This window comes from Streptomyces sp. NPDC087440 (assembly GCF_044744005.1).
GTDB lineage: Bacteria > Actinomycetota > Actinomycetes > Streptomycetales > Streptomycetaceae > Streptomyces.
This window is the reverse complement of the sequence record NZ_JBIUXN010000007.1, coordinates 279,071-302,302: the sequence shown is the minus strand read 5'-3', so window position 1 is coordinate 302,302 and position 23,232 is coordinate 279,071. Positions and strand designations below refer to the sequence as shown.

Below are 23,232 nucleotides of genomic sequence, written 5' to 3'. Positions count from 1 at the left end.
AAGTCGCAGAAGTCACGCGCCGCGCGTGGGGGCCGCACGACGACCCATGGAGTACACGTTGAAGGCGACCCTCCGTTCCCGCATCACCGCGCGCATCGGACGCATGTATCTGGCCAGGATCCAGAAGCACGGCATCAGCTCCTCGCTGCTCAACCGGCTTCCCGAAAACCTGCTCCTGCCCATGCGCCGGGACGGCCTCGACCCGGTGGCCAAGCTGTCCGCCAGGGCCGCCCAGTCCCCGATCTACCAGGTCCCCCTGCCCTTCGGCATGGACGCCTGGGTGGTGACCGGGTACGAGGAGATGAAGGAGGTCCTCGGCTCCACGGACGGCTTCAGCAGCGACTTCACCAACCTCGCGGGCAACGCCGGCGTCGTCGCCGAGCACAACCCCGGCGGCCTCGGCTTCAGCGACCCGCCGGTCCACACGCACCTGCGCCGCATCCTGACCCCCGAGTTCACGATGCGCCGCCTGCGCCGCCTCACCCCGCGCATCGACGAGCTGATCGAGGCGCAGCTCGACGTGATGGAGGCGGCGGGCGCCCAGGGCGGGCCCGTGGACCTGGTGCAGGACTTCGCGCTGCCGATCCCCTCCCTCACCATCTGCGAGCTGCTCGGCGTCCCCTACGAGGACCGCCACGACTTCCAGCAGCTCGCCATGGAGCGCTTCGACCTGTTCAGCGGGGCCACCGCGCCCTTCGGTGCGATGTCCGAGTCGCTCTCGTACTTCCGCGACGTCGTCAAGAAGCAGCGCGAGAACCCGGGCGACGGCCTCATCGGCATGATCATCCGGGACCACGGCGACACCGTCGGCGACGAGGAGCTGGCGGGCCTCGCCGACGGCGTCCTCACCGGCGGCTTCGAGACCACCGCGAGCATGCTCGCCCTCGGCTCCCTGCTGCTGCTCCAGAACCCCGAGGCCTTCGAGCGGCTGCGCGACGACGACGCGGCCGCCGCGCCCTTCGTGGAGGAGGCGCTGCGCTACCTCACCGTCGTGCAGGTCGCCTTCCCCCGCTTCGCGCGCCAGGACATCGAGATAGCCGGTGTGCACATCCCCAAGGGCGACCTGGTGCTGTGCTCGCTGGCGGGCGGCAACCGGGACGCGGCCTACACCCCCGACCAGGGCGGCTTCGACCCGGACCGCAAGGCCTCCGGGCACCTCGCCTTCGGCTACGGCATCCACCGCTGCATCGGCGCCGAGCTCGCCCGCATGGAGCTGCGGGCCGCCTACCCGGCACTGGTGCGCCGCTTCCCGCAGATGAAGCTCGCGGTGCGCCCGGAGGACCTCGACTTCCGCAAGCTGTCCATCGTGTACGGAGTGGACTCCCTGCCGGTGCACCTGCGCTAGGTGCTGCGCACGGGGGCGGGGGAGGGCTTGCGGGCCTCCTGGCGGACCAGCTTCAGGTAGTGGTCCCAGTCCCAGTACGGGCCCGGGTCGGTGTGGTCCGTGCCCGGGACCTCCACATGGCCGACGATGTGCTCGCGGTCCACCGGTATGCCGTACCGGGCGCAGATCCCGGCCGCCAGCCGGGCCGACGACCGGTACATGACCTCCGTCAGGGTGCCCTTCCGGTGGGCGAACGCCTCGTGCTCGATGCCGATGCTGCGTTCGTTGTAGCCGCGGTTGCCCGCGTGGTACGCCACGTCCAGCTCGCGCGCCATCTGCGTGATCTTCCCGTCCCTTGCCCGGATCACGTAGTGCGCGGCGGCCGCGTGCAGCGGATCGCGGAAGACCCGTATCGCCGTGTCGTAACTGCCCTCCGTGGTGTGGATCACGATCCGGTCGATGCGGTAGTCGTCCGGCCGGTCCGCCGTGCGCAGATTGCCCGCCGACGCCGCCACCCACTGGGCGCCCGGCTGGTCCACCGCGCCGTCCGTGCGCTGCTTGTCCACCCCCGGCACCTTCCACCACAGCCGGGACGCCTCATCGCCCCACACCACGGCCGCGCCGGTCACCACCAGACCCGTACCGATGAGGAAGCCGCGTCTGCTCGGCTTCTTCTGCCCACTCGGCAGCGGCTTCTTCGCCTTCTTGGCCATCACGACCCCCCTGTCCCCGTCCTGCACAGGTAACGCTTGGGAGTCCCGGGATGGTTCCGACTACTCTGGACGAGCTATGACCGATACCCCGCGCCCTGCTGCCCCGCGCCCCCTCCGCGTCCTCGCCGCCATGTCCGGCGGCGTCGACTCCGCCGTCGCCGCCGCCCGAGCCGTCGAGGCCGGACACGACGTGACCGGAGTCCACCTCGCGCTCTCCGCCAACCCGCAGTCCTTCCGGACCGGCGCGCGCGGCTGTTGCACCATCGAGGACTCGCGGGACGCCCGCAGGGCCGCCGACGTCATCGGCATCCCGTTCTACGTCTGGGACCTCGCCGAGCGTTTCCGCGAGGACGTCGTCGAGGACTTCGTCGCCGAGTACGAGGCCGGGCGCACCCCGAACCCGTGCCTGCGCTGCAACGAGAAGATCAAGTTCGCCGCTCTCCTCGACAAGGCGCTCGCGCTGGGCTTCGACGCCGTGTGCACCGGGCACTACGCCACAGTCGTGGTCAATGAGGACGGCTCGCGGGAGCTGCACCGCGCCTCCGACATGGCCAAGGACCAGTCGTACGTCCTCGGGGTCCTCGACGAGAAGCAGCTCGCGCACGCGATGTTCCCGCTCGGCGACACCCTCACCACCAAGGAGGAGATCCGCGCCGAGGCCGAGCGCCGCGATCTCGCGGTGGCCAAGAAGCCCGACAGCCACGACATCTGCTTCATCGCCGACGGCGACACCCAGGGCTTCCTCGCGAACCGCCTCGGCGGCAAGGCCGAGGGCGACATCCTCGACGAGTCGGGCACCAAGCTGGGCACCCACGACGGCGCCTTCGGCTTCACCATCGGCCAGCGCAAGGGCCTGCGCATCGGCCACCCCGCCGCCGACGGCAAGCCGCGCTACGTCCTGGACATCTCCCCGGTCAACAACACCGTCACCGTCGGCCCCGCCGAGGCCCTCGACGTCACCGCGCTGACCGCGATCCGCCCCCGCTGGTGCGGCACCGCACCGGCCGCCCCGGGCACGTACACCGCACAGCTGCGTGCCCACGGCGGCGAGAGTGAGGTCGACGCGGAGCTCGTCGGCGGGGAGCTCCGCGTCAGCTTCAAGGAGCCCGTGCGCGGGGTCGCGCCCGGACAGGCGATCGTGCTGTACGACGGCACGCGCGTGGTCGGCTCGGCGACGATCGCGACGACGTCGCGGCGCACGGAAGCGTCGGTCTGAGTCCGCACGGGGGCGTCCGTCCGAGTCCGCACGGAAGCGTCGGTCTGAGTCCGCGCCTGGGCGTCCGTCCGAGTCCTCACGGGGGCGTGCACCCACCCGCAACGGTGCACGCCCCTGCCTAGGTGGTGGCGAAGAACTCCACCAGCACCGGTGCCAGTTTTCGCGGGTCCACGTCGTGCGTCTGCTGCGGCAGGGAGACATGGCGGCCGTCGGGCACCGCGTCCGCCGTCCGTCGGGCGGCGTCACGCATGACACCGGGGCTGGCGTCCCCCGACACCACCAGCACCGGCTGCGTCAGCGCCGCCAGCCGGTCCACCGGGACCGTCCCGTCGCCCATCACCGCGTCGTCGTACGCCAGCGTCGGTGCGAGGGACTCGAAGGAACGCCACACCGGTGCCTGCTTCATCTGCGCGACGAATTCCTTCGGCATCCCGACCACGGACAGGAACAGCTCCACCGCCGCGCCCCGCTCGCCCGCGTCGAGCAGGGCGTTCAGCCGCCGGGTGTACGCCGCCTTCTCGGCCCGCGTCTCCTCCAGCACCGTGAACGGCGGCTCGTACACCGCCAGGCGCGGCACGCGCAGCCCGGCGGACGCCGCCCGCAGCACCAGTGCGCCGCCCGAGGACATCCCGTACAGGCCCGCGCCGCCGCCGACCTCCTCGACCAGCGCCGCCAGGTCCTCGACCTCGCGGGCGACCGCGTAGGGGGCCGTGTCGCCGCTGTCGCCGCGGCCCCTGCGGTCGTACGTGACGACGCTGAAGTGCTCGGCGAGCAGACCCGCGAGGGGGCCCTCCGCCGTACCCGTGCTGAAGGCGCCGCCCACCAGGATCAGCGGCGCGCCCTCGCCCGTGCGCTCGTACGCGAGGGGGGTGCCGTCACGCGAAATCACTTTGCTCATACAGACTTGGACTGCGGGCGCGCGCGGAACTCATCGCTCGCGGGGAGAAGTTTTTTTTCACGGAGTTCCGCGGGGTGTTTCCGTGCTCCCCGACGCGGCGTTCTGTGCCACCGGGCCCGGCGTTAGGTTGGAGGCCATGAACATCTGTGTCTTCCTCTCCGCGGCCGATCTCGACGAGCGCTACACCCGCCCCGCCCGGGAGTTCGCCGAACTCCTCGGCAAGGGCGGTCACACCCTGGTCTGGGGCGGCTCCGACGTCGGCCTGATGAAGGTCGTCGCCGACGGCGTGGAGCGGGCCGGAGGGCGGCTCGTGGGCGTCTCCGTGGACTTCCTCCAGGCCAAGGCGCGGCCCGAGGCCGACGAGATGGTCGTCGCCAAGGACCTCGCCGAGCGCAAGGCGCTGCTGCTCGGCAAGGCCGACGCCGTCGTGATCATGGTGGGCGGCACCGGTACCCTCGACGAGGCCACGGAGATCCTGGAGCTCAAGAAGCACGGGATGACCGACAAGCCGGTCGTGCTGCTCAACACCGAGGGCTTCTACGACGGCCTCAAGCAGCAGTTCCAGCGCATGGACGCCGAGGGCTTCCTCCCCGTACCCCTCACTGACCTGGTGTTCTTCGCTGAGGACGGGGTGGCGGCGCTGGCCTACCTGGAGGAGTCCGCCGGGGTCCAGTAGTGCTCCCCGGGGTGCGAGCATGGGGCACATGGCTACTCATGTGATCACCGGGGCGGGGTCGGGCATCGGCGCCGCCGTCGCCCGCCGTCTGCACGAGCGCGGCGACGACGTCGTCCTCATGGCACGCGACGCGGGCCGCGCCAAGGAGCTGGAGGCTCAGCTCCCGGGCGTGGGCACCCTCGTCGGCGACCTGTCCAACCCCGACCGGCTCTCCTGGGCGTTCTCGCACCAGCGGATGCCGGAGCGCGTCGACTCCCTGCTGCACATCGCGGGCGTCGTCGACCTCGGCCCGGTCGCCGACCTGGGTGTGCGCGCCTGGCACAACCAGCTCAACACGAACCTCATCGCCCCCGCCGAGCTCACGAGGCTCTTCCTGCCGCAACTGCGGCTCGACAAGGGGCACGTGATCTTCGTGAACTCCGGCGCCGGACTGAGCGCGAGCGCCGAGTGGAGCGCGTACGCAGCCAGCAAGCACGGTCTGAAGGCCCTGGCCGACTCCCTGCGCCACGAGGAGCACCCCAACGGGGTGCGCGTCACCTCCGTCTACCCGGGGCGCACCGCGAGCCCCATGCAGGAGAAGGTGCACTCCCAGGAGGGCAAGGCGTACGACCCGGCGAAGTGGATCGACCCGGAGTCCGTCGCCACCACGATCCTGATGGCCCTCGACCTGCCGCGCGACGCCGAGGTCAACGACCTGACGGTGCGGCCCGGACGATGACCTCCGAGGAGACTCCCGTGAAGTGGTGGGGCCCCGCCACCGGCGTCGGCTCCATGCCCGGCGGCGACGCCCGCGAGACCGCCAAGACCGTCACCGGCAGCTTCGAGGACTTCCCGTACCTCGCCGAGCTGCCCGCGCGCGGCCCCGGCGCGGACATGATCGGCCGCACCGCCGGAATGCTCGCCGAGATGTACGTCCACCTGGAGCCCAGCGGCTGGCGGTTCAGCGACCGTCCCGGCCGCGACACCCGGCGCGCCCGCTCCTGGCTGGGCGAGGACCTGGACGCCCTGGAGGAGTTCACCCAGGGGTACACGGGACCGGTCAAGGTGCAGGCCGTCGGGCCGTGGACGCTGGCCGCCGCCCTGGAGCTGCGCGGCGGCGAGGCCTCGCTCGGCGATGCGGGCGCCTGCCGCGACCTGGCGTCCTCGCTCGCCGAGGGCCTGCGCGGGCACCTGGCGGAGGTCCGGCGGCGGATTCCCGGCGGGCGGATCGTCCTCCAGCTCGACGAGCCCTCGCTGATCGCCGTACTGCGCGGGCAGGTCAGGACGGCCAGCGGCTACCGCACCTACCGGGCCCCCGACCGGCAGGTCGTGGAGAGCACCCTGCGCGATGTCCTGGGGGTCCACGACGGGCCGACCGTGGTCCACTCCTGCGCCCCCGACGTCCCCTTCGCGCTGCTGCGCAGGGCGGGCGCGGACGGCATCTCCTTCGACTTCACCCTGCTCACCGAGCGTGATGACGACGCGATCGGCGAAGCCGTCGAGGGCGGCACGAAACTCTTCGCGGGCGTCGTGCCGAGCGTGGACGGACCATTGTCAGACCCGGGCGGTAGCGTCATGGGTGTCAGGCAGTTGTGGCGCAGGCTGGGGCTGAATCCCGGACTCCTGTACGAGTCCGTGGTCGTCACCCCCACGTGCGGTCTCGCCGGGGCCACCCCGGCGTACGCGCGTGCGGCGCTGGACCGCAGCAGCCGGGCGGCACGGTCGCTCGCGGACAACCCAGAGTGACGAGCAGTCCCCTCACGGGGCCAACGGGAGGATGAAGACGGTGGCTGGCGAACAGCACGCAGCGGTACCCGCAGAGGCACGGGAGAAGCACGCGCGGCTCGCTGAGCAGATCGAGGAGCACCGCTTCCGGTACTACGTGAACGACCAACCGGTCGTCAGCGACGCCGAGTTCGACAAGCAGCTCCGTTCCCTCCAGGCGCTGGAGGAGGAGTACTCCGAGCTGCGCACGCCCGACTCGCCGACCCAGAAGGTCGCCGGGGCGTACGAGACGGAGTTCACCTCCGTCCAGCACCGCGAGCGGATGCTCTCCCTCGACAACGCCTTCGACGACGAGGAGCTGGCCGCCTGGGCGGAGCGCCTCGCGGGCGAGCTCAGCGGCATCGAGTACCACCTGCTGTGCGAGCTGAAGGTCGACGGCCTCGCCGTCAACCTGACGTACGAGAAGGGCAGGCTGACCCGCGCCGCCACCCGTGGTGACGGGCGCACGGGCGAGGACATCACGCCCAACGTGCGCACGATCGCGCAGATCCCGCAGCGCCTTCAGGGCGACCGCGTCCCGGACCTGGTGGAGATCCGGGGCGAGGTCTACTTCCCGATGGAGGCCTTCGGCGAGCTCAACGCCCGCCTGGTCGAAGCCGGTGACAAGCCGTTCGCCAACCCGCGCAACGCGGCGGCGGGTTCGCTGCGCCAGAAGGACCCGAGGGTCACCGCCAGCCGCCCGCTGCGGATGGTCGTGCACGGCATCGGCGCCCGTGAGGGCTTCGACATCGGCCGCCTGTCCGAGGCGTACGAACTGCTCAAGGAGTGGGGCCTGCCCACCGCCCAGCAGAACCGGGTGGTCGCATCGCTCGACGGCGTACGGGAGTTCATCGCGTACATCGGCAAGAACCGGCACTCCGTCGTCGAGCACGAGATCGACGGCGTCGTCGTCAAGCTGGACGAGATCCCGCTCCAGGGACGCCTGGGCTCCACCTCGCGCGCCCCGCGCTGGGCCATCGCCTGGAAGTTCGCGCCGGAGGAGGTCAACTCCAAGCTGATCAACATCCGGGTCGGCGTCGGCCGCACCGGCCGCGTCACCCCGTACGCCCAGGTGGAGCCGGTGACGGTGGCCGGGTCCGAGGTCGAGTTCGCGACCCTGCACAACCAGGAGGTCGTGAAGAAGAAGGGCGTCCTCATCGGCGACACGGTCGTCCTGCGCAAGGCGGGCGACGTCATCCCGGAGATCCTCGGCCCGGTCGTGGACCTGCGGGACGGCACCGAGCGCGAGTTCGTGATGCCCGCCGAGTGCCCGGAGTGCGGGACGGCGCTGCGCCCGATGAAGGAGGGCGACATCGACCTCCGCTGCCCCAACGCGCAGACCTGCCCCGCCCAGTTGCGCGAGCGCCTGTTCTACCTGGCGGGCCGCAAGAGCCTCGACATCGAGAACTTCGGCTACGTCGCCGCGACCGCGCTCACCAAGCCGCTGGAGCCCGCCGAGCCGCCGCTGCTCGACGAGGGCGACCTCTTCGACCTCACCATCGAACAGCTCCTGCCCATCAGGTCGTACGTCCTGGACTCGGACTCCGGACTGCCCAAGAAGGACCCGAAGACCGGCGAGGACAAGATCGCCCTGATCTTCGCCAACCAGGACGGCGAACCCCGTAAGAACGCCCTCGCCATGCTGGAGAACATCAAGGCCGCCAAGGAGATGCCGCTCGCCCGCATCCTCACCGGCCTCTCCATCCGGCACGTCGGGCCGGTCGCCGCCGAGGCGCTGGCCCGCGAGTTCCGGTCGATCGAGAAGATCGAGCAGGCGAGCGAGGAGGAGTTGGCGGGCGTCGACGGCGTCGGCGGGATCATCGCGGCCTCGCTCAAGGAGTGGTTCGCGGTCGACTGGCACCAGGAGATCCTCCGCAAGTGGAGGGCCGCCGGGGTGCGCATGGAGGAGGAGGGCGCGGACGAGGACCAGGGGCCCCGTCCGCTGGAGGGCCTGACCGTCGTCGTCACCGGAACGCTGGAGAACCACACCCGGGATGGCGCAAAAGAATCGCTCCAGAGGCTCGGAGCGAAGGTGACCGGTTCCGTTTCGAAGAAGACCTCCTTCGTCGTGGTCGGTGACAGCCCCGGATCGAAGTACGACAAGGCCATGCAGCTGAAGGTTCCGGTGCTCAACGAGGAGGGCTTCGGGGTGCTGCTCTCCGAAGGGCCGGAAGCCGCACGTGAAGCTGCGGTTCCGGTGGAGCAGTAACGGGAAGAACAGCGGCCGGAGGGCCACCCGTTCGGCGCATACCAGACGTCGGAGGGTGGCCGGGTCGCATTCGGGCAACAGCGGGCTACCGCTGCCCGGGAGAGCCTGCTGCGGCCTACTGTGGGGACGTGCGCCTGTCGTGCACGGCTGGGGAACCGCTTGCCGCCTCCGGGGTGTCTGCATCGTAAAGAGACGCCCGTGGAGCCGGGGGAAGCGGGACAGTGGCCGTGATGGCATGACTACGGGGCCATCTCGCGTGACACGGGCACCGCCGGCTGTGAGAGGGACGGGAATGAAACCGACCGAGAGTGCCGATTCGGCCTCCCGGCTGCGCAGTCTGGCCGCTCGGGCCGCACTGTTCGGCCGCCGGGCCGCAGGCCCCCGGCGCCGGCCGCGTGCTTCGCACCAGCCGCAGCAGCCCGAACCGTCCCGCCCGGGGCAGCCGCCGCAATCCGGTCAATCTCCGGCCGCCGGGCAACCGCATCCGGCGGGAAGCCCTCGCGGCGCCCTTCCGGCCGGGCAACTCCCGCCGTCGGGGCAGCCGCAGCAGCCGGGACCGCAGCAGCCCGGACCACTGCAATCCGGACTTCCGCAGGCCGGTCTCCCGCAGCCGGGACCGCTGCCGCCGGGTCTTCAGCAACCGCACCTTCAGCAACCGCACCTTCAGCAACCGGGGCTTCCGCAGCGCAACGGCCGGTCCACGGCGCAGGCCGGTTACGCCACGCAAGCACCGCCGGTGCGGCCCCCGTCCCTGTCCCCGCCCCCGCCGCCCGCGACCAGACACGGAGCGCCCGCCCAGGAGACCCGGGGGCGCAGGCTGGGGCGGCTGTGGGGGCCGACGCTCCCCGCCGTACCGGCCGCGCTCGCCGCCCTCGTCCTCGGCGCGGGCATCGCGCAGACCCTCGGCGAGGGGCGCGCCCTGTTCCCCTCCGGTGCGACGGGCTGGTCCCTCGCCGTGCTCACCGGCGTCATAGTCGGCCACCTCGTCGCGCTCGGCCGGGACAGGTGGTGGGGCGGCACGGGATCGGGGGCGGCGCTCACCCTCGCCGTCCTGCTGCTGTACGGATGGGTTCCGGCCGGGCTGGTCAGCCTGGCCGTTGTCGTGCTGGTCGGCACCGCGCGCAGGCGGCGCTGGCGGCAGGGCCTGCTGCACGGCGCCGTCGACATCCTCGGCATCGTCGCCGCCGCGCTCACCCTGAGCCTCTTCGGCGCCGTACCGACCGTGGAAGAGCCCTGGCAGCCGCTCGGCTGGGACTGGGCCGCGCTGCCCGAAGTGGTCCTCACCGCGGGCACCTACCTGGTGGTCACCCGGCTGCTGCTGTGGCTCGCCCAGTTTCCGCAGCACGGCCGGCTGCCGTCCGTCGCCCGAACGTCCCTGGTCCGCCAGGGACTTGTCGCCGGGGCGCTGCTGGGCATCGCCCCGCTGATCTGCGTGGTCGCCGTCGCCCTGCCCGTACTGCTGCCGCTGTTCGCCGTACCCCTGATCGCGCTGGACTCCACGCTGTGGATAGCCAGGGCGCGGGCCGAGGAGCAGTTGCGCGACCCCCTCACCGGGCTGCCCAACCGGCAGTGGCTGCTGGAGCGCGCCTGGCCCGCGCTGGAGGAGGCCGAATCGCTCGGCTCCCGCTCCGCACTGGTCCTCATCGACATGGACCGCTTCCGCTCGGTCAACGACACGCTCGGCCATCTCGCCGGTGACCGGCTGCTGTTGCAGATCGCGGCCCGGCTGCGCACGGCGCTCCCCAAGGGGGCGGAGGCGGCCCGCCTCGGCGGCGACGAGTTCGCCGTCCTGCTGCCGCGCACGGAGTCCGCGACGAGCGCCCAGCGCATCGCCCGCCACCTGGTCGCGGAGCTGGGCTCCCCCCTGGACCTGGACGGCCTGACCCTCGTTCTGGAGGCCAGCGCCGGGGTCGCCGTCTTCCCCGACCACGCGCTGGACGCGGAGGGCCTGCTGCGGCGGGCGGACGTGGCGATGTACCAGGCGAAGCGGGACCGCAGCGGGGTCGAGGTGTACGAGTCGAAGCGCGACTCCAACACCCCCGACCGGCTCGGCCTGTTGGGAGACCTGCGCCGGGCCCTCGACGCGGGCGAGGTCGAACTCCACTACCAGCCCAAGGTGCGCTTCGACGGGCAGGTGGCCGGTCTGGAGGCGCTGGTGCGCTGGGTGCATCCGGAGCGCGGGCGGGTCCCTCCGGACGAGTTCATCGCCATCGCGGAGTCGTCGGGGCTGATGCCGCACCTGACGGAGTACGTACTGGAGACCGCCCTGGCGCAGGTCGCCCGGTGGCGCGCGCAGGGCCTCTTCGTCCCGGTCGCGGTCAACGTCTCCCCGCGCGACGTGCACACGCCGGGCTTCGCGGGAGCGGTCGCGGCGAGGCTGGCGCGGCACGGGGTCCCGGCGGGGTCCCTCCAGCTGGAGATAACCGAACACGTCCTGCTGGAGGACCCGCAGCGGGCCGCCGACACCCTGGCCGGGCTCACCGGCCACGGCGTGAAGATGTCCCTCGACGACTTCGGAACGGGCTATTCCTCCCTGGTCCACCTGCGGCGGCTGCCGGTGAGCGAGCTGAAGATCGACCGCTCGTTCGTGGCGCGGCTGGCCGTCGACACCGAGGACGCCGAGATCGTACGGTGCACGGTCGACCTCGCCCACTCGCTCGGCCTGCTCGTGGTCGCGGAGGGCGTCGAGGACGACGAGACGTGGGAGCGGTTGCGGGACCTGCGGTGCGATGCGGTGCAGGGGTGGCTGGTGGCGGCCGCCATGCCGCCGGAGGAGGCCACGGCGTGGCTCCTCGCCCGGGGCTCACGGGGCTGGCAGCGTCCGGCGGAGCTGGCGGCGGCCGCGGCGGACTCCTTGCGGGCGGAGAGCGAATAGTCCTCCGGGGGCGAGGGTCCGAGGGCTGGGCCCCCACCGCCCCGCGCCGGGGCGGCTGCTCGTCCGCGCCTCTTCAGGGCGCGGGGTCTCCGTCGCGTGGGCGCGACTGCACCATGCTGGGCGGATCAGGAGCGCCCCATCAGGGGTGCGGGCTGTACCCCATGTGCGGCTCCGCCGCGCGGGCGCTTCCGTGCCGTGCCCCGTTAGGGGCGCGGGGAACTGCGCGACCAGCCACGACGCACCCGCACGGAACCGGGACCCACCACCCCCTGCACGGGAACCGTGCATGCCCCCGCGGGTTGAGGTGAAGGGGCGGGGCTGGGGACCCCCTCGCCCGGGCGGGGCAGGGCTGCGCGTACCCGGTGCTGGGAGGCGGGCCGGCGCCCCTTTGGACGCGCGTCCGGCGCAGGAGCTTGGGCAGGGGCGGCACCGGGCTGGGCCGGTAGCGGGAGGGGCCGCCCCCTTGCCCGCCCGTTCCGCCCCCTTGGGGCGGCCCCGTCGCCCAAGGGGACGGGGCGGCAAAGGGCGGAGTCCGAGGGAGGGAGGGTGGGAAGGGGGCATATGGGTGGTGATGTGTAGCAATCGCCCCGCTGTTCGGGCGAACCCCCGAGCGGGTCCCCCTCCCCCCACCACCCCCACTCCGAAGCTGCTTCCCGGGCGGGAACCCCCGTCGACCGGTACAGGTGCCCGAGGAGCAGCGTGGTACGGAGCAGACAGAGCGGAGCGCACACGCGTTCCCGGAGGCTGGGAAGGGCAGTCGGGCAGTGGGCCCGCAAGACCCTCGTAGGAACGGTCGCCATGGGGCTGGTGGGGCTGACGCCCCTGCCCGCCTACGCAGCCGACTACCCCTTGCAGAGCGACGCCGCGGCAAGCATCGACTGCGACCACCTCTACTACTCGAACTACCTGAGCGGTTCGCAGTTCGACAACGACGCGTCCGGCGAACCGGAGATCACGAACCGGGTCGTCTCCCGGCGGCCCGCCGGCAGCAGTCTGCCCGCCTACTGGTCGACCAACTCCGCCATCGGCCGCGACCCGGACACCGGCAAGCCCACGCTCTTCTACTCCCATTACACGACCGCCAACCGCACCCTCTACAAGCACGTCCAGGGCACCGACCGGGCCACCGACGTCATCTCCGGCACCGAAGGCCGCCAGCTTCCCCCGGGATACAACTGGGGCGGCCTCGGCGCGGATCCCACCCGGGACATGCTTTTCGGCGCACAGAACCTCAGTTCCGCCAAGCAGTTCTTCTCGATGAACCTGAAGACCGGGGCCACCAAGGTCTTCCAGCCGAAGGCCGCCGACCCGGGCGACCGGATCTGGCCCGGCTACACCTCGGTGCCGGACATCTTCGTCGACACGGCCGGCTTCCCGTACATGGGCGCCTACTCCGGTTCGAACACGTACATCTACCGCATCGACGTCGAGAAGGAGACGGCCACCAGGGTCGTCCAGATCACCGGGCCCGGTGCGCAGGGCGGTTCGCTCTACGGCCTGGCCTGGCACAAGAACTCCATCTACCTCGGCCACTACAACGGCACCCTCTACAAGGCGGATCCGGCCACCGGCGTCTCCACCACCGTGCCCGGCGGCCAGGTCGAGCCCAACCGCACCGGCGACCCCCGCTCCGAGAACGGCGGCTCCTGGCCGATCACCGACCTTGCCAGCTGCGCCCTCGCACCGCCGCTGGTGCCCACCCTCAAGGTGAGCAAGTCGGCGTCCGTGAACGGTGCTCCGGCCGGTCGCGCCAAGCCCGGCGACAAGGTCACGTACACGGTGAAGCTGGAGAACACCAGCACCGTCGACTACACCGGGGCGACCGCCACCGACGACCTGACCCGGGTGCTCGCGAACGCCACGTACAACGGCGACGCGACCGCCCTGGACAGCAAGGGCACCGCGATCGGCCGGTTCACGGCGACGCCGCCGCCCTCGCTGAAGTGGGAGGGGACCGTCCCGGCCGGGGAGACGGCGACGCTGACGTACTCCGTCACCGTCAAGGACGACGTCCCGGACGGCGCCGAACTGCGCAACACCGTCGTCGCCAACGACGACACCAACTGCGCGTCCGGCTCCACCGACCCGGACTGCGGCTCCGTCGTCCCGCTCGACGACAAGCCGAGGGTGGTGGTCGTCAAGACGTCCGCGCCCGCGAGTGTGAAGCCGGGCGAGAAGCTGACGTACACGATCACCCTCACCAACCCGAGCCGTGCCGACTACCCGGACGCCAAGGTCGAGGACGACCTGACGGGCGTGCTCGGCGGGGCCGTGTACGGCAACGACGCGGCGGCGAAGGACGGTTCGGGGGCGGCGCTCACCGCGCCCACGTACACCGCGCCCAAGCTGAGCTGGACGGGCCCGGTGAAGGCGGGCGGCAAGGTCGTGATCACGTACACCGTGACCGTCCGCAAGCCGCTGCCCGCCGGGCAGCACACGCTGCGCAACGCCGTCACCACGGACATCCCCGGGCAGTGCCCGCCCGGCAGCACCGACCCCGAGTGCGGGACGGTCACGCCGGTCGCCGAGCTGAAGATCAAGAAGTCCGGCTCGCCGAGGAACCCGAAGGCCGGTGACAAGGTCACGTACACCGTCACGCTGAAGAACGACAGCGAGGCGGACTGGACCGGGGCCACCACCAGCGACGACCTCTCGGACGTGGTCGACGACGCGACGTTCAACGACGACGCGAAGGCGACGTCGGGCGGCGCGAACACCGCCACCCAGCCCGTGTACGACGCGGCCGCCAAGAAGCTCACGTGGACCGGCACCGTCGCCAAGGGCGCGACCGTCACGATCACCTACACCGTGACCGTCAACAACCCGCCCGGCGGCAACAAGAAGCTCGCCAATGCGGTCGTCGGCCCCGACGGCTCCAGCTGCGAGGCGGGCAGCACCGACCCCGACTGCAACGACGACAACCCCGTCAGCGGGCTGAAGGTCAAGAAGACCGCGAGCACGAAGGACGCCAAGCCCGGCGACACGATCACCTACACGGTGACCGCCGAGAACACCGGCGGCGCCGTCGCCAAGGACGTCACGCTCGCCGACGACCTGACCGGTGTGGTCGACGACGCGACGTACAACAACGACGCGAAGACCACGACCGGCGGTGCGAACACCACCACCCAGCCCGCGTACGACACCGCCACCAAGAAGCTCACCTGGACCGGCGACATCGCCGCCGGGGCGACGGTGACGATGACGTACACGGTGACGGTGGGCAAGCCCCCGGCCGGTGACAAGAAGCTCACGAACGCCGTCGTCGGCGGCGACAACTGCCCGCCCGGTTCGACCGACCCCGAGTGCTCGAACGTCGTGCCGGTGGGTGCGGTCGAGGTACGCAAGGTCGCCGACCGCACGGACGCCAAGCCCGGCGAGAAGATCACCTACACGGTGACGGTCCGCAACACCGGCGAGGCCGACTACAAGGGTGCGACCTTCGCCGACGACCTGAGCGGTGTGCTGGACGACGCCTCGTGGGACGACAACGTCACTGCGGGCAGCGGTACGGCCGCCTTCGACGCCGGTACGAAGAAGCTGACCTGGACCGGCGACGTCACCAAGGGCGCGACGGTCACGGTCACCTACAGCGTCACGGTCGGGAAGCCCCCGGCCGGTGACAAGAAGCTCACGAATGCCGTCGTCGGCGGCGAGAACTGCCCGCCTGGCTCCACGGATCCGGAGTGCGGCTCCGTCACCCCCATCGGCACGGTCGAGATCCGCAAGGTCGCCGACCGCAAGGACGCCAAGCCCGGCGAGAAGATCACCTACACGGTGACCGTCACCAACAGGGGCGAGGCCGACTACAAGGGTGCGAGCTTCACCGACGACCTGAGTGGTGTGCTGGACGATGCTTCGTGGGACGACAACGTCACTGCGGGCAGCGGTACGGCTGCCTTCGACGCCGGTACGAAGAAGCTGACCTGGACCGGCGACGTCACCAAGGGCGCGACGGTCACAGTCACCTACAGCGTCACGGTCGGAAAGCCTCCGGCCGGTGACAAGGTGCTGAAGAATGCCGTCACGGGTGGCGACAACTGCCCGCCCGGTTCCACGGACCCGGAGTGTGGGTCTGTCACCCCCGTCGGCACGGTCGAGATCCGCAAGGTCGCGGACCGTTCGGACGCCAAGCCGGGGGAGCGGATCACCTACACGGTGACCGTGCGCAATACCGGTCAGGCGGACGTCAAGGGTGCGAGTTTCGCCGACGATCTGAGTGGTGTGCTGGATGACGCGTCGTGGGACGACAACGTCACTGCGGGCAGCGGAACGGCCGCCTTCGACGCGGCGACCAAGAAGCTGACCTGGACCGGCGACGTTGCGAAGGGTGCGACGGTCACGGTCACGTACAGCGTCACCGTCGGGAAGCCTCCGGCCGGTGACAAGGTGCTGAAGAACGCCGTCACGGGTGGCGACAACTGCCCGCCCGGCTCCACGGACCCGGAGTGTGGCTCTGTCACCCCCGTCGGCACGGTCGAGATCCGCAAGGTCGCGGACCGTTCGGACGCCAAGCCGGGGGAGCGGATCACCTACACGGTGACCGTGCGCAATACCGGTCAGGCGGACGTCAAGGGTGCGAGTTTCGCCGACGATCTGAGTGGTGTGCTGGATGACGCGTCGTGGGACGACAACGTCACTGCGGGCAGCGGAACGGCCGCCTTCGACGCGGCGACCAAGAAGCTGACCTGGACCGGCGACGTTGCGAAGGGTGCGACGGTCACGGTCACGTACAGCGTCACCGTCGGGAAGCCTCCGGCCGGTGACAAGGTGCTGAAGAACGCCGTCACGGGTGGCGACAACTGCCCGCCCGGCTCCACCGATCCGGAGTGTGGCTCTGTCACGCCCGTCGGCACGATCGAGATCCGCAAGGTCGCGGACCGCAAGGACGCCAAGCCCGGCGACAAGATCACGTACACGGTGACGGTGCGCAACACCGGCGAGGCCGACTACAAGGGCGCGAGCTTCGCCGACGACCTGAGTGGTGTGCTGGACGATGCCTCGTGGGACGACAACGTCAGCGCGGGCAGCGGAACGGCCGCCTTCGACGCGGCGACCAAGAAGCTGACGTGGACCGGTGACGTTGCGAAGGGTGCGACGGTCACGGTCACGTACAGCGTCACCGTGGGGAAGCCTCCGGCCGGGGACAAGAAGCTGACCAATGGTGTGGTCGGCGGGGACAACTGTCCCCCTGGTTCGACCGATCCCGAGTGCTCCAACGTCGTGCCGGTGAGTGCGATCGAGGTGCGCAAGGCCGCCGACGTCAAGGACGCCAAGCCCGGCGACAAGATCACGTACACCGTGACGGTGCGCAACACCGGTGAGGCGGACTACAAGGGTGCGCGTTTCAGCGATGACCTGAGTGGTGTGCTGGATGACGCCGTGTGGGACGACAACGTCACGGCGAGCAGTGGCACGGCTGCGTTCGATGCCGGTGCGAAGAGGCTGACGTGGACCGGTGATGTCGCGAAGGGTGCGACGGTCACGGTGACGTACAGCGTCACCGTGGGGAAGCCGCCTGCCGGTGACAAGGTGCTGAAGAACGCCGTCACCGGTGGCGACAACTGCCCGCCCGGCTCCACCGATCCGGAGTGTGGGTCTGTTACGCCCGTCGGCACGGTCGAGGTGCGGAAGGTCGCGGACCGTTCGGACGCCAAGCCGGGGGAGCGGATCACGTACACGGTGACCGTGCGCAATACCGGTCAGGCGGATGTCAAGGGTGCGAGCTTTGCCGACGACCTGAGTGGTGTGCTGGATGACGCGTCGTGGGACGACAACGTCACTGCGGGCAGCGGTACGGCTGCCTTTGATGCCGGTACGAGGAAGCTGACGTGGTCCGGTGATGTTGCGAAGGGTGCGACGGTCACGGTGACGTACAGCGTCACCGTGGGGAAGCCGCCTGCCGGTGACAAGGTGCTGAAGAACGCCGTCACCGGTGGGGAGAACTGCCCGCCCGGATCGACCGACCCTGAGTGCGGTTCCGTCACCCCGGTGAAGTCCCTGACCGTCAAGAAGTCCGGCGGGCCCGAGAATCCCAAGGTGGGCGACACCGTCACGTACACCGTGACCGTACGGAACACGGGTGGTGCCGCGTACGAAGGTGCGAGCTTCACCGACGATCTCCGTGACGTCCTGGACGACTCCACCTGGAGCGGTACGACCTCGCAGACCGTCGGGGCGGTTGAGTTCGACGCGGCGGGCCAGCGCCTGACGTGGAAGGGCGATCTCGCGGTCGGGCAGGAGGCGGTGATCACCTACCAGGTGGTCGTCACCAACGCCGGGAACAAGTACCTGCGCAATGTGGTCAGTTCCGGTGACAGCAACTGTGAGGCCGGGTCCGACGATCCCGACTGCCGCGAGATCCTGCCCAAGCCGGGGCTGGAGATCCGCAAGCAGGCCGCCCCCGCATCGGCCGGGGCCGGGGACACCGTCACGTACACCGTGACCGTGCGGAACACGAGCGCCGACGCCGACTACAGCGGGGCGTCCTTCACCGATGATCTCAGCGGTGTGCTGGACGACGCCGAGTGGGCGGACCAGGTGACGAAGACCTCCGGGACGACGGCCTACGACGCAGGGGCGAAGTCGTTCCGGTGGAACGGTGACGTCGCTCGCGGGACCACGGTCACCGTGACGTACAAGGTCGTCGTCGGGAAGCCGCCGAAGGGTGACAAGAAGCTCTCCAACACCGTTGTCGGCCCCGAGGACTCCTCCTGCCCGCCCGGCTCCACGGACCCGGCGTGCGGGACCGTCACCCCGGTCGGCACCATCGAGGTGAAGAAGACCTCCGCGCCGAAGGACGTCAAGGCGGGACAGAAGGTCACGTACACGGTGACGGTCACCAACACCGGTGAGGCGGAGGTCAAGGGTGCGACCTTCTCCGACGATGTGACCGGCGTGCTGGATGACGCCTCGTGGGACGACAACGTCACTGCCACCGGTGGTGCTGCTCGTTTCGACGCGGCGGCGAAGAAGCTGAACTGGACGGGCGATGTCGCCAAGGGGGCGACAGTGACGGTGACGTACAGCGTCACTGTCGGGAAGCCTCCGGCCGGTGACAAGGTGCTCAAGAACGCCGTCACCGGTGGGGAGAACTGCCCGCCGGGGGCGACCGACCCCGAGTGCTCCACCACCGACGACATCGCGCTCCTCGACCTGAAGAAGACCGCGAGCCCGAAGAGCGCCAAGCCCGGTGAGACCGTCACCTACACGGTGGTGGCCAGGAACGCGGGCACCGCGACGTACCGGGGAGCCGCCTTCGAGGACGACCTGAGCGCCGTTCTCGACGACGCCCGCTACAACGGCGACGCCAAGGCCGAGGGCGGCGGAACGGTCGTCTACACGGCGCCCGTGCTGCGCTGGACGCACGACCTGCCCGCCGGAGCCACCGTCACGATCACCTACTCCGTCACCGTCGACAAGCCGGGCACGGGTGACAAGGAGCTGAAGAACGCGGTCGCCGGGCCGGACGACTCGTCCTGCCCGCCCGGGTCCACCGACCCCGACTGCGGCGAGGTCGTCCCGGTCGCCTCGCTGGAGATCCGCAAGACCTCCGCACCGGCGAAGCCCAAGCCCGGACAGAAGGTCACGTACACGGTGACGGTCACCAACACCGGTGGTGCGGATTACCCGGGTGCGAGTTTCCGCGACGATCTCAGCGGAGTGCTGGACGACGCCGTGTACGAGGAGGACGCGAAGGCGGACGCCGGGGCGGTCGTCTATGCCAGGCCGCATCTGACCTGGACCGGTGATGTCGCGAAGGGGGCGACGGTGACGGTGACGTACAGCGTCACTGTCGGGAAGCCTCCGGCCGGTGACAAGGTGCTCAAGAACGGTGTCGTCGGCCCCGACGACTCCACCTGCCCGCCGGGTTCCACGGACCCGGAGTGCTCCAACGTCACTCCGGTGCCGGTGCTCGTCGTGAAGAAGAGCTCGGAGCAGGCGCAGGCGTCCGTCGGGCAGCCCGTCCGGTACACCGTGACGATCGAGAACACCGGTGAGGCAGACGCCACCGGCGCCACTCTCACCGACGATCTGACCGACGTCCTCGACGACGCCGACTGGAACGACGACGCCACGGCCGACAGCGGCACCGTCTCCTTCGAGCGGCCGCTGCTCACCTGGACCGGCGACGTCGCGAAGGGCGCCAAGGTCACGGTCACCTACTCCGTGACGTTCACGCGCGCCGGTGACGGCACCCTGCGCAACACCGCCGTGGTGCCGGACTCCAACTGCGAGCCCGGTTCGACCGACCCCGACTGCGGCGAAATCGTGCCGCCGGAGCCGGACGACGAGCGGGACCCGGAGCTGGAGGTCGTCAAGACGGCCACCCCGTCGCCGGCCACGGCGGGCGGCAAGGTCACGTACACGCTTCTCATCCGCAACGTCGGCGCGGTGCGGTACGACAGCGCGCTCGTCGCCGACGACCTGACGGGCGTGCTCGACGACGCCTCGTACAACCAGGACGCCACCGCGACCGCGGGGCGGGTCGACTTCCGGTCGCCCCGGCTGATCTGGACGGGCGACCTGGCGGTCGGCGCGTCCGTCACCGTCCGGTACTCCGTCACCGTCGGCAGCCCGCCGAAGGGCGACAAGACGCTGCGGAACGTCGTGGACGGCGGGGACAAGTCCAACTGCCCGGACGGCTCGACCGATCCGAGCTGCGGGACGGTCACTCCGGTCACGCCCCCCGTCGCGACGGAGCGGAAGATGGAGATCCGCAAGACGGCCACTCCGCACAAGGTGAAGCCGGGCGGCACGGTGACCTTCACGATCACCGCGCGCAACACCGGCAAGGTGCCGTACCGGGCGACGTCGTTCAGCGACGACCTGCGCCGGGTGCTGGACGACGCGGCCTACAACGGCGACGCGCGGGCCAGCAGCGGCACCGTGCGGCGCGTCGGCGACCGGCTCGTGTGGAACGGGCCGCTCGCGGTCGGGCAGACGGTCACGGTGACGTTCTCGGTCACCGTACGGACGCCGCTCACCGGCGACGGGCGGCTGAAGAACGTCGTCACCGGCGCGGACAGCAACTGCCTGACCGGTCAGGAGCCGGGGTGCACGACGACGCCGGAGGTGATTCCGCCGAAGCCGAAGAAGGTCAAGCCGAAGGCGGTGGAGGCGCACGGCGGGCCGGGGTCTCTGCCGCACACCGGCAGTGACGGGGCCTGGGGGCTCGGGGGTGGTGCTGCGGCGCTGCTGGTGACCGGGGGCGGGCTGATGCTGGTCGCGCGGAGGCGCGGCTGAGTGTAGGAGGGTGAGCGGTACGTGAGAGGGCCCCGGCGGTGGTTTCCGCCGGGGCCCTCTTGCGGTGGGGCGGGGGGAGGCACCCGGGCGGGCCGGGAGCGGCAGGGGCCGCCCCCTTGCCCGCCCGTCCCGCCCCCGGGGGGCGGCCCCGCCGCCCAAGGGGGCTACCGGGGGGCGGGACCGCCCCGCCCCCGAGGGGTACCCGTGGGGAACTGTTTCGCGGGCATGCGACCGCGACCCATAGGATTGGGCGCAATAACCACACCGCACACCAACCCCTGAGGATCGCTGCATGCCTGGCATCACGCGCGAGGAGGTCGCACACCTCGCACGGCTGGCGCGTCTGGAGCTGAAGCCCGAAGAGCTTGAGCACTTCGCCGGTCAGCTCGACGACATCATCGGCGCGGTCGCCCGCGTCTCCGAGGTCGCCGACCAAGACGTACCGCCTACCTCCCACCCCCTGCCCCTGACGAACGTCATGCGCAAGGACGAGGTACGCCCGTCGCTCACCCCCGAGCAGGCGCTCTCCGGCGCCCCGGCCCAGGAGCAGCAGCGTTTCAAGGTGCCGCAGATCCTGGGGGAGGACTAAAACAGCATGACTGAGATCATCAAGCTCACCGCGGCCCAGACGGCGGAGAAGATCGCCTCCGGCGAGCTCACCGCCGTCGAGGTCACCGAGGCCCACCTGGCCCGGATCGACGCCGTCGACGAGAAGGTGCACGCCTTCCTGCACGTCGACCGCGAGGGCGCCCTCGCGCAGGCCCGCGCCGTCGACGCCAAGCGCGCCGCGGGCGAGAAGCTGGGCCCGCTGGCCGGCGTCCCGCTCGCGCTGAAGGACATCTTCACCACGGAGGGGATTCCCACCACCGTCGGTTCGAAGATCCTCGAAGGCTGGATCCCGCCGTACGACGCGACGCTCACGAAGCGGCTGAAGGCCGCCGACGTCGTCATCCTCGGCAAGACCAACATGGACGAGTTCGCCATGGGGTCCTCCACCGAGAACAGCGCGTACGGCCCGACCGGCAACCCCTGGGACCTCACCAAGATCCCCGGCGGCTCCGGCGGCGGCTCCTCGGCCGCCCTCGCCGCCTACGAGGCCCCCCTCGCCATCGGCACGGACACCGGCGGTTCCATCCGCCAGCCCGCCTCCGTCACCGGCACCGTCGGCGTCAAGCCCACGTACGGCGCGGTCTCCCGCTACGGCATGGTGGCGTTCTCCTCCTCCCTCGACCAGGGCGGCCCCTGCGCCCGTACGGTCCTGGACGCGGCGCTGCTGCACGAGGTCATCGCCGGGCACGACCCGCTCGACTCGACCTCCATCGACGCCCCGGTCCCGCCGGTCGTCGAGGCCGCCCGCAACGGCAGCGTCGACGGCATGCGCGTCGGCGTCGTCAAGCAGTTCCGCGGCGAGGGCTACCAGGCCGGTGTCCTCCAGCGCTTCGACGAGTCCGTCGAGCTGCTGAAGAAGCTCGGCGCCGAGATCGTCGAGCTGGACTGCCCGTCCTTCGACCTGGCGCTCTCCGCGTACTACCTGATCGCCCCCTCGGAGTGCTCCTCCAACCTGGCCCGCTTCGACGCCATGCGCTACGGCCTGCGGGTCGGCGACGACGGCACGAAGTCCGCCGAGGACGTCACGGCCCTGACCCGCGAAGCCGGTTTCGGCGACGAGGTCAAGCGCCGCATCATCCTGGGCACGTACGCACTGAGCTCCGGCTACTACGACGCGTACTACGGCAGCGCCCAGAAGGTCCGCACGCTCATCACGCAGGACTTCGAGAAGGCCTTCGAGCAGGTGGATGTGATCGTGTCTCCCACGACGCCCACCACCGCCTTCCCGATCGGCGAGCGCGCCGACGACCCGATGGCGATGTACCTCGCCGACCTGTGCACCATCCCGACGAACATGGCCGGCAATGCCGCCATGTCGCTGCCCTGCGGCCTCGCGCCGGAGGACAACATGCCGGTCGGGCTCCAGATCATCGCCCCCGCCCTGAAGGACGACCGCCTGTACAAGGTGGGCGCGGCCGTCGAGGCCGCCTTCGTGGAAAAGTGGGGGCACCACCTGCTTGAGGAGGCACCGTCGCTGTGAGCACACTCGCCAAGGCCAAGGGCTTCAAGAAGTCCCGCGCCGGTACGTACCTGTCCATCGGCACCACCGCGTTCGGCGCGCTGAGCGTGATCAAGCAGGCCCGCAAGGCCCGCACGGACAACGACACGCTTCAGCTCATCGACGCCGTCGTCTCCGCCGCCGCCATCGCCACCGGCGTCGCCATCCTCCTGCGGGAGCTGAAGCGCCTGGGCGACGACGACGTCCTGCTGGGCTGAGAGGGAA

General features: G+C 70.8%; 13 protein-coding genes. 11 read left to right on the top strand and 2 right to left on the bottom strand.

Going from position 1 to position 23,232, the window contains the following annotated elements; genetic code table 11:
* Window positions 1-103 precede the first annotated feature (103 nt).
* Entirely contained in the window at window positions 104-1,345 is a 1,242-nt protein-coding gene (locus ACIO3O_RS17575) for a cytochrome P450 (RefSeq protein WP_401746535.1), read from the top strand.
* On the opposite strand, the gene ACIO3O_RS17570 is transcribed toward ACIO3O_RS17575, so the two are convergent.
* A complete protein-coding gene (locus ACIO3O_RS17570) occupies window positions 1,342-2,037 on the bottom strand; it encodes an N-acetylmuramoyl-L-alanine amidase (protein WP_401746415.1) in 696 nt (231 codons plus the stop codon). The genes ACIO3O_RS17575 and ACIO3O_RS17570 overlap by 4 nt on opposite strands.
* Window positions 2,038-2,113: 76 nt before the next feature.
* On the opposite strand from ACIO3O_RS17570, the gene mnmA reads away from it, so the two are divergent.
* A complete protein-coding gene (gene mnmA / locus ACIO3O_RS17565; RefSeq protein WP_401746412.1) occupies window positions 2,114-3,253 on the top strand; it encodes a tRNA 2-thiouridine(34) synthase MnmA in 1,140 nt (379 codons plus the stop codon).
* 118 nt (window positions 3,254-3,371) lie between these two features.
* Here mnmA and ACIO3O_RS17560 read toward each other — a convergent pair whose 3' ends face one another.
* Window positions 3,372-4,151 carry an alpha/beta fold hydrolase gene (locus ACIO3O_RS17560; protein ID WP_401746409.1) on the bottom strand — a complete coding sequence of 260 codons (780 nt, stop codon included), beginning with the start codon at window positions 4,149-4,151 and terminating at the stop codon, window positions 3,372-3,374.
* Window positions 4,152-4,287: 136 nt separating this feature from the next.
* Between ACIO3O_RS17560 and ACIO3O_RS17555 the strand changes: the two genes are divergently transcribed.
* From ACIO3O_RS17555 to ACIO3O_RS17515, 9 genes are all read left to right on the top strand, one after another.
* Entirely contained in the window at window positions 4,288-4,827 is a 540-nt protein-coding gene (locus ACIO3O_RS17555; protein ID WP_401746407.1) for a TIGR00730 family Rossman fold protein, read from the top strand.
* A gap of 28 nt (window positions 4,828-4,855) precedes the next feature.
* Window positions 4,856-5,545: an SDR family oxidoreductase gene (locus ACIO3O_RS17550; protein ID WP_401746405.1), complete on the top strand. Its 690-nt coding sequence runs from the start codon at window positions 4,856-4,858 to the stop codon at window positions 5,543-5,545.
* On the top strand, window positions 5,542-6,552 hold the full coding sequence (locus ACIO3O_RS17545) for a methionine synthase (protein WP_401746402.1): 1,011 nt from the start codon (window positions 5,542-5,544) through the stop codon (window positions 6,550-6,552). Before ACIO3O_RS17550 ends, ACIO3O_RS17545 begins: the two co-directional genes overlap by 4 nt.
* 40 nt (window positions 6,553-6,592) lie before the next feature.
* A complete protein-coding gene (gene ligA / locus ACIO3O_RS17540) occupies window positions 6,593-8,779 on the top strand; it encodes an NAD-dependent DNA ligase LigA (protein WP_401746399.1) in 2,187 nt (728 codons plus the stop codon).
* Window positions 8,780-9,596: 817 nt separating this feature from the next.
* Window positions 9,597-11,654 carry a putative bifunctional diguanylate cyclase/phosphodiesterase gene (locus ACIO3O_RS17535; RefSeq protein ID WP_401746534.1) on the top strand — a complete coding sequence of 686 codons (2,058 nt, stop codon included), beginning with the start codon at window positions 9,597-9,599 and terminating at the stop codon, window positions 11,652-11,654.
* Window positions 11,655-12,452: 798 nt separating this feature from the next.
* Window positions 12,453-20,900: a hypothetical protein gene (locus tag ACIO3O_RS17530; protein ID WP_401746396.1), complete on the top strand. Its 8,448-nt coding sequence runs from the start codon at window positions 12,453-12,455 to the stop codon at window positions 20,898-20,900.
* Between the two features lie 292 nt (window positions 20,901-21,192).
* Window positions 21,193-21,489, top strand: a complete 297-nt coding sequence (gene gatC, locus ACIO3O_RS17525) for an Asp-tRNA(Asn)/Glu-tRNA(Gln) amidotransferase subunit GatC (protein WP_030851400.1) — start codon at window positions 21,193-21,195, stop codon at window positions 21,487-21,489.
* Window positions 21,490-21,495: 6 nt separating this feature from the next.
* Entirely contained in the window at window positions 21,496-22,989 is a 1,494-nt protein-coding gene (gatA, locus tag ACIO3O_RS17520) for an Asp-tRNA(Asn)/Glu-tRNA(Gln) amidotransferase subunit GatA (RefSeq protein WP_401746392.1), read from the top strand.
* Entirely contained in the window at window positions 22,986-23,225 is a 240-nt protein-coding gene (locus tag ACIO3O_RS17515; RefSeq protein WP_401746389.1) for a hypothetical protein, read from the top strand. The genes gatA and ACIO3O_RS17515 overlap by 4 nt, the downstream gene beginning before the upstream one ends.
* Window positions 23,226-23,232 lie beyond the last annotated feature (7 nt).

Excerpts from the sequence above, each read along its gene's own strand:
- ACIO3O_RS17555 (WP_401746407.1), top strand. The coding sequence starts at position 4,288 with ATGAACATCTGTGTCTTCCTCTCCGCGGCCGATCTCGACGAGCGCTAC.
- gatA (WP_401746392.1), top strand. The coding sequence starts at position 21,496 with ATGACTGAGATCATCAAGCTCACCGCGGCCCAGACGGCGGAGAAGATC.
- mnmA (WP_401746412.1), top strand. The coding sequence starts at position 2,114 with ATGACCGATACCCCGCGCCCTGCTGCCCCGCGCCCCCTCCGCGTCCTC.
- ACIO3O_RS17575 (WP_401746535.1), top strand. The coding sequence starts at position 104 with ATGTATCTGGCCAGGATCCAGAAGCACGGCATCAGCTCCTCGCTGCTC.
- ACIO3O_RS17550 (WP_401746405.1), top strand. The coding sequence starts at position 4,856 with ATGGCTACTCATGTGATCACCGGGGCGGGGTCGGGCATCGGCGCCGCC.
- ACIO3O_RS17530 (WP_401746396.1), top strand. The coding sequence starts at position 12,453 with ATGGGGCTGGTGGGGCTGACGCCCCTGCCCGCCTACGCAGCCGACTAC.
- ACIO3O_RS17570 (WP_401746415.1), bottom strand. The coding sequence starts at position 2,037 with ATGGCCAAGAAGGCGAAGAAGCCGCTGCCGAGTGGGCAGAAGAAGCCG.
- ACIO3O_RS17560 (WP_401746409.1), bottom strand. The coding sequence starts at position 4,151 with ATGAGCAAAGTGATTTCGCGTGACGGCACCCCCCTCGCGTACGAGCGC.
- gatC (WP_030851400.1), top strand. The coding sequence starts at position 21,193 with ATGCCTGGCATCACGCGCGAGGAGGTCGCACACCTCGCACGGCTGGCG.
- ACIO3O_RS17545 (WP_401746402.1), top strand. The coding sequence starts at position 5,542 with ATGACCTCCGAGGAGACTCCCGTGAAGTGGTGGGGCCCCGCCACCGGC.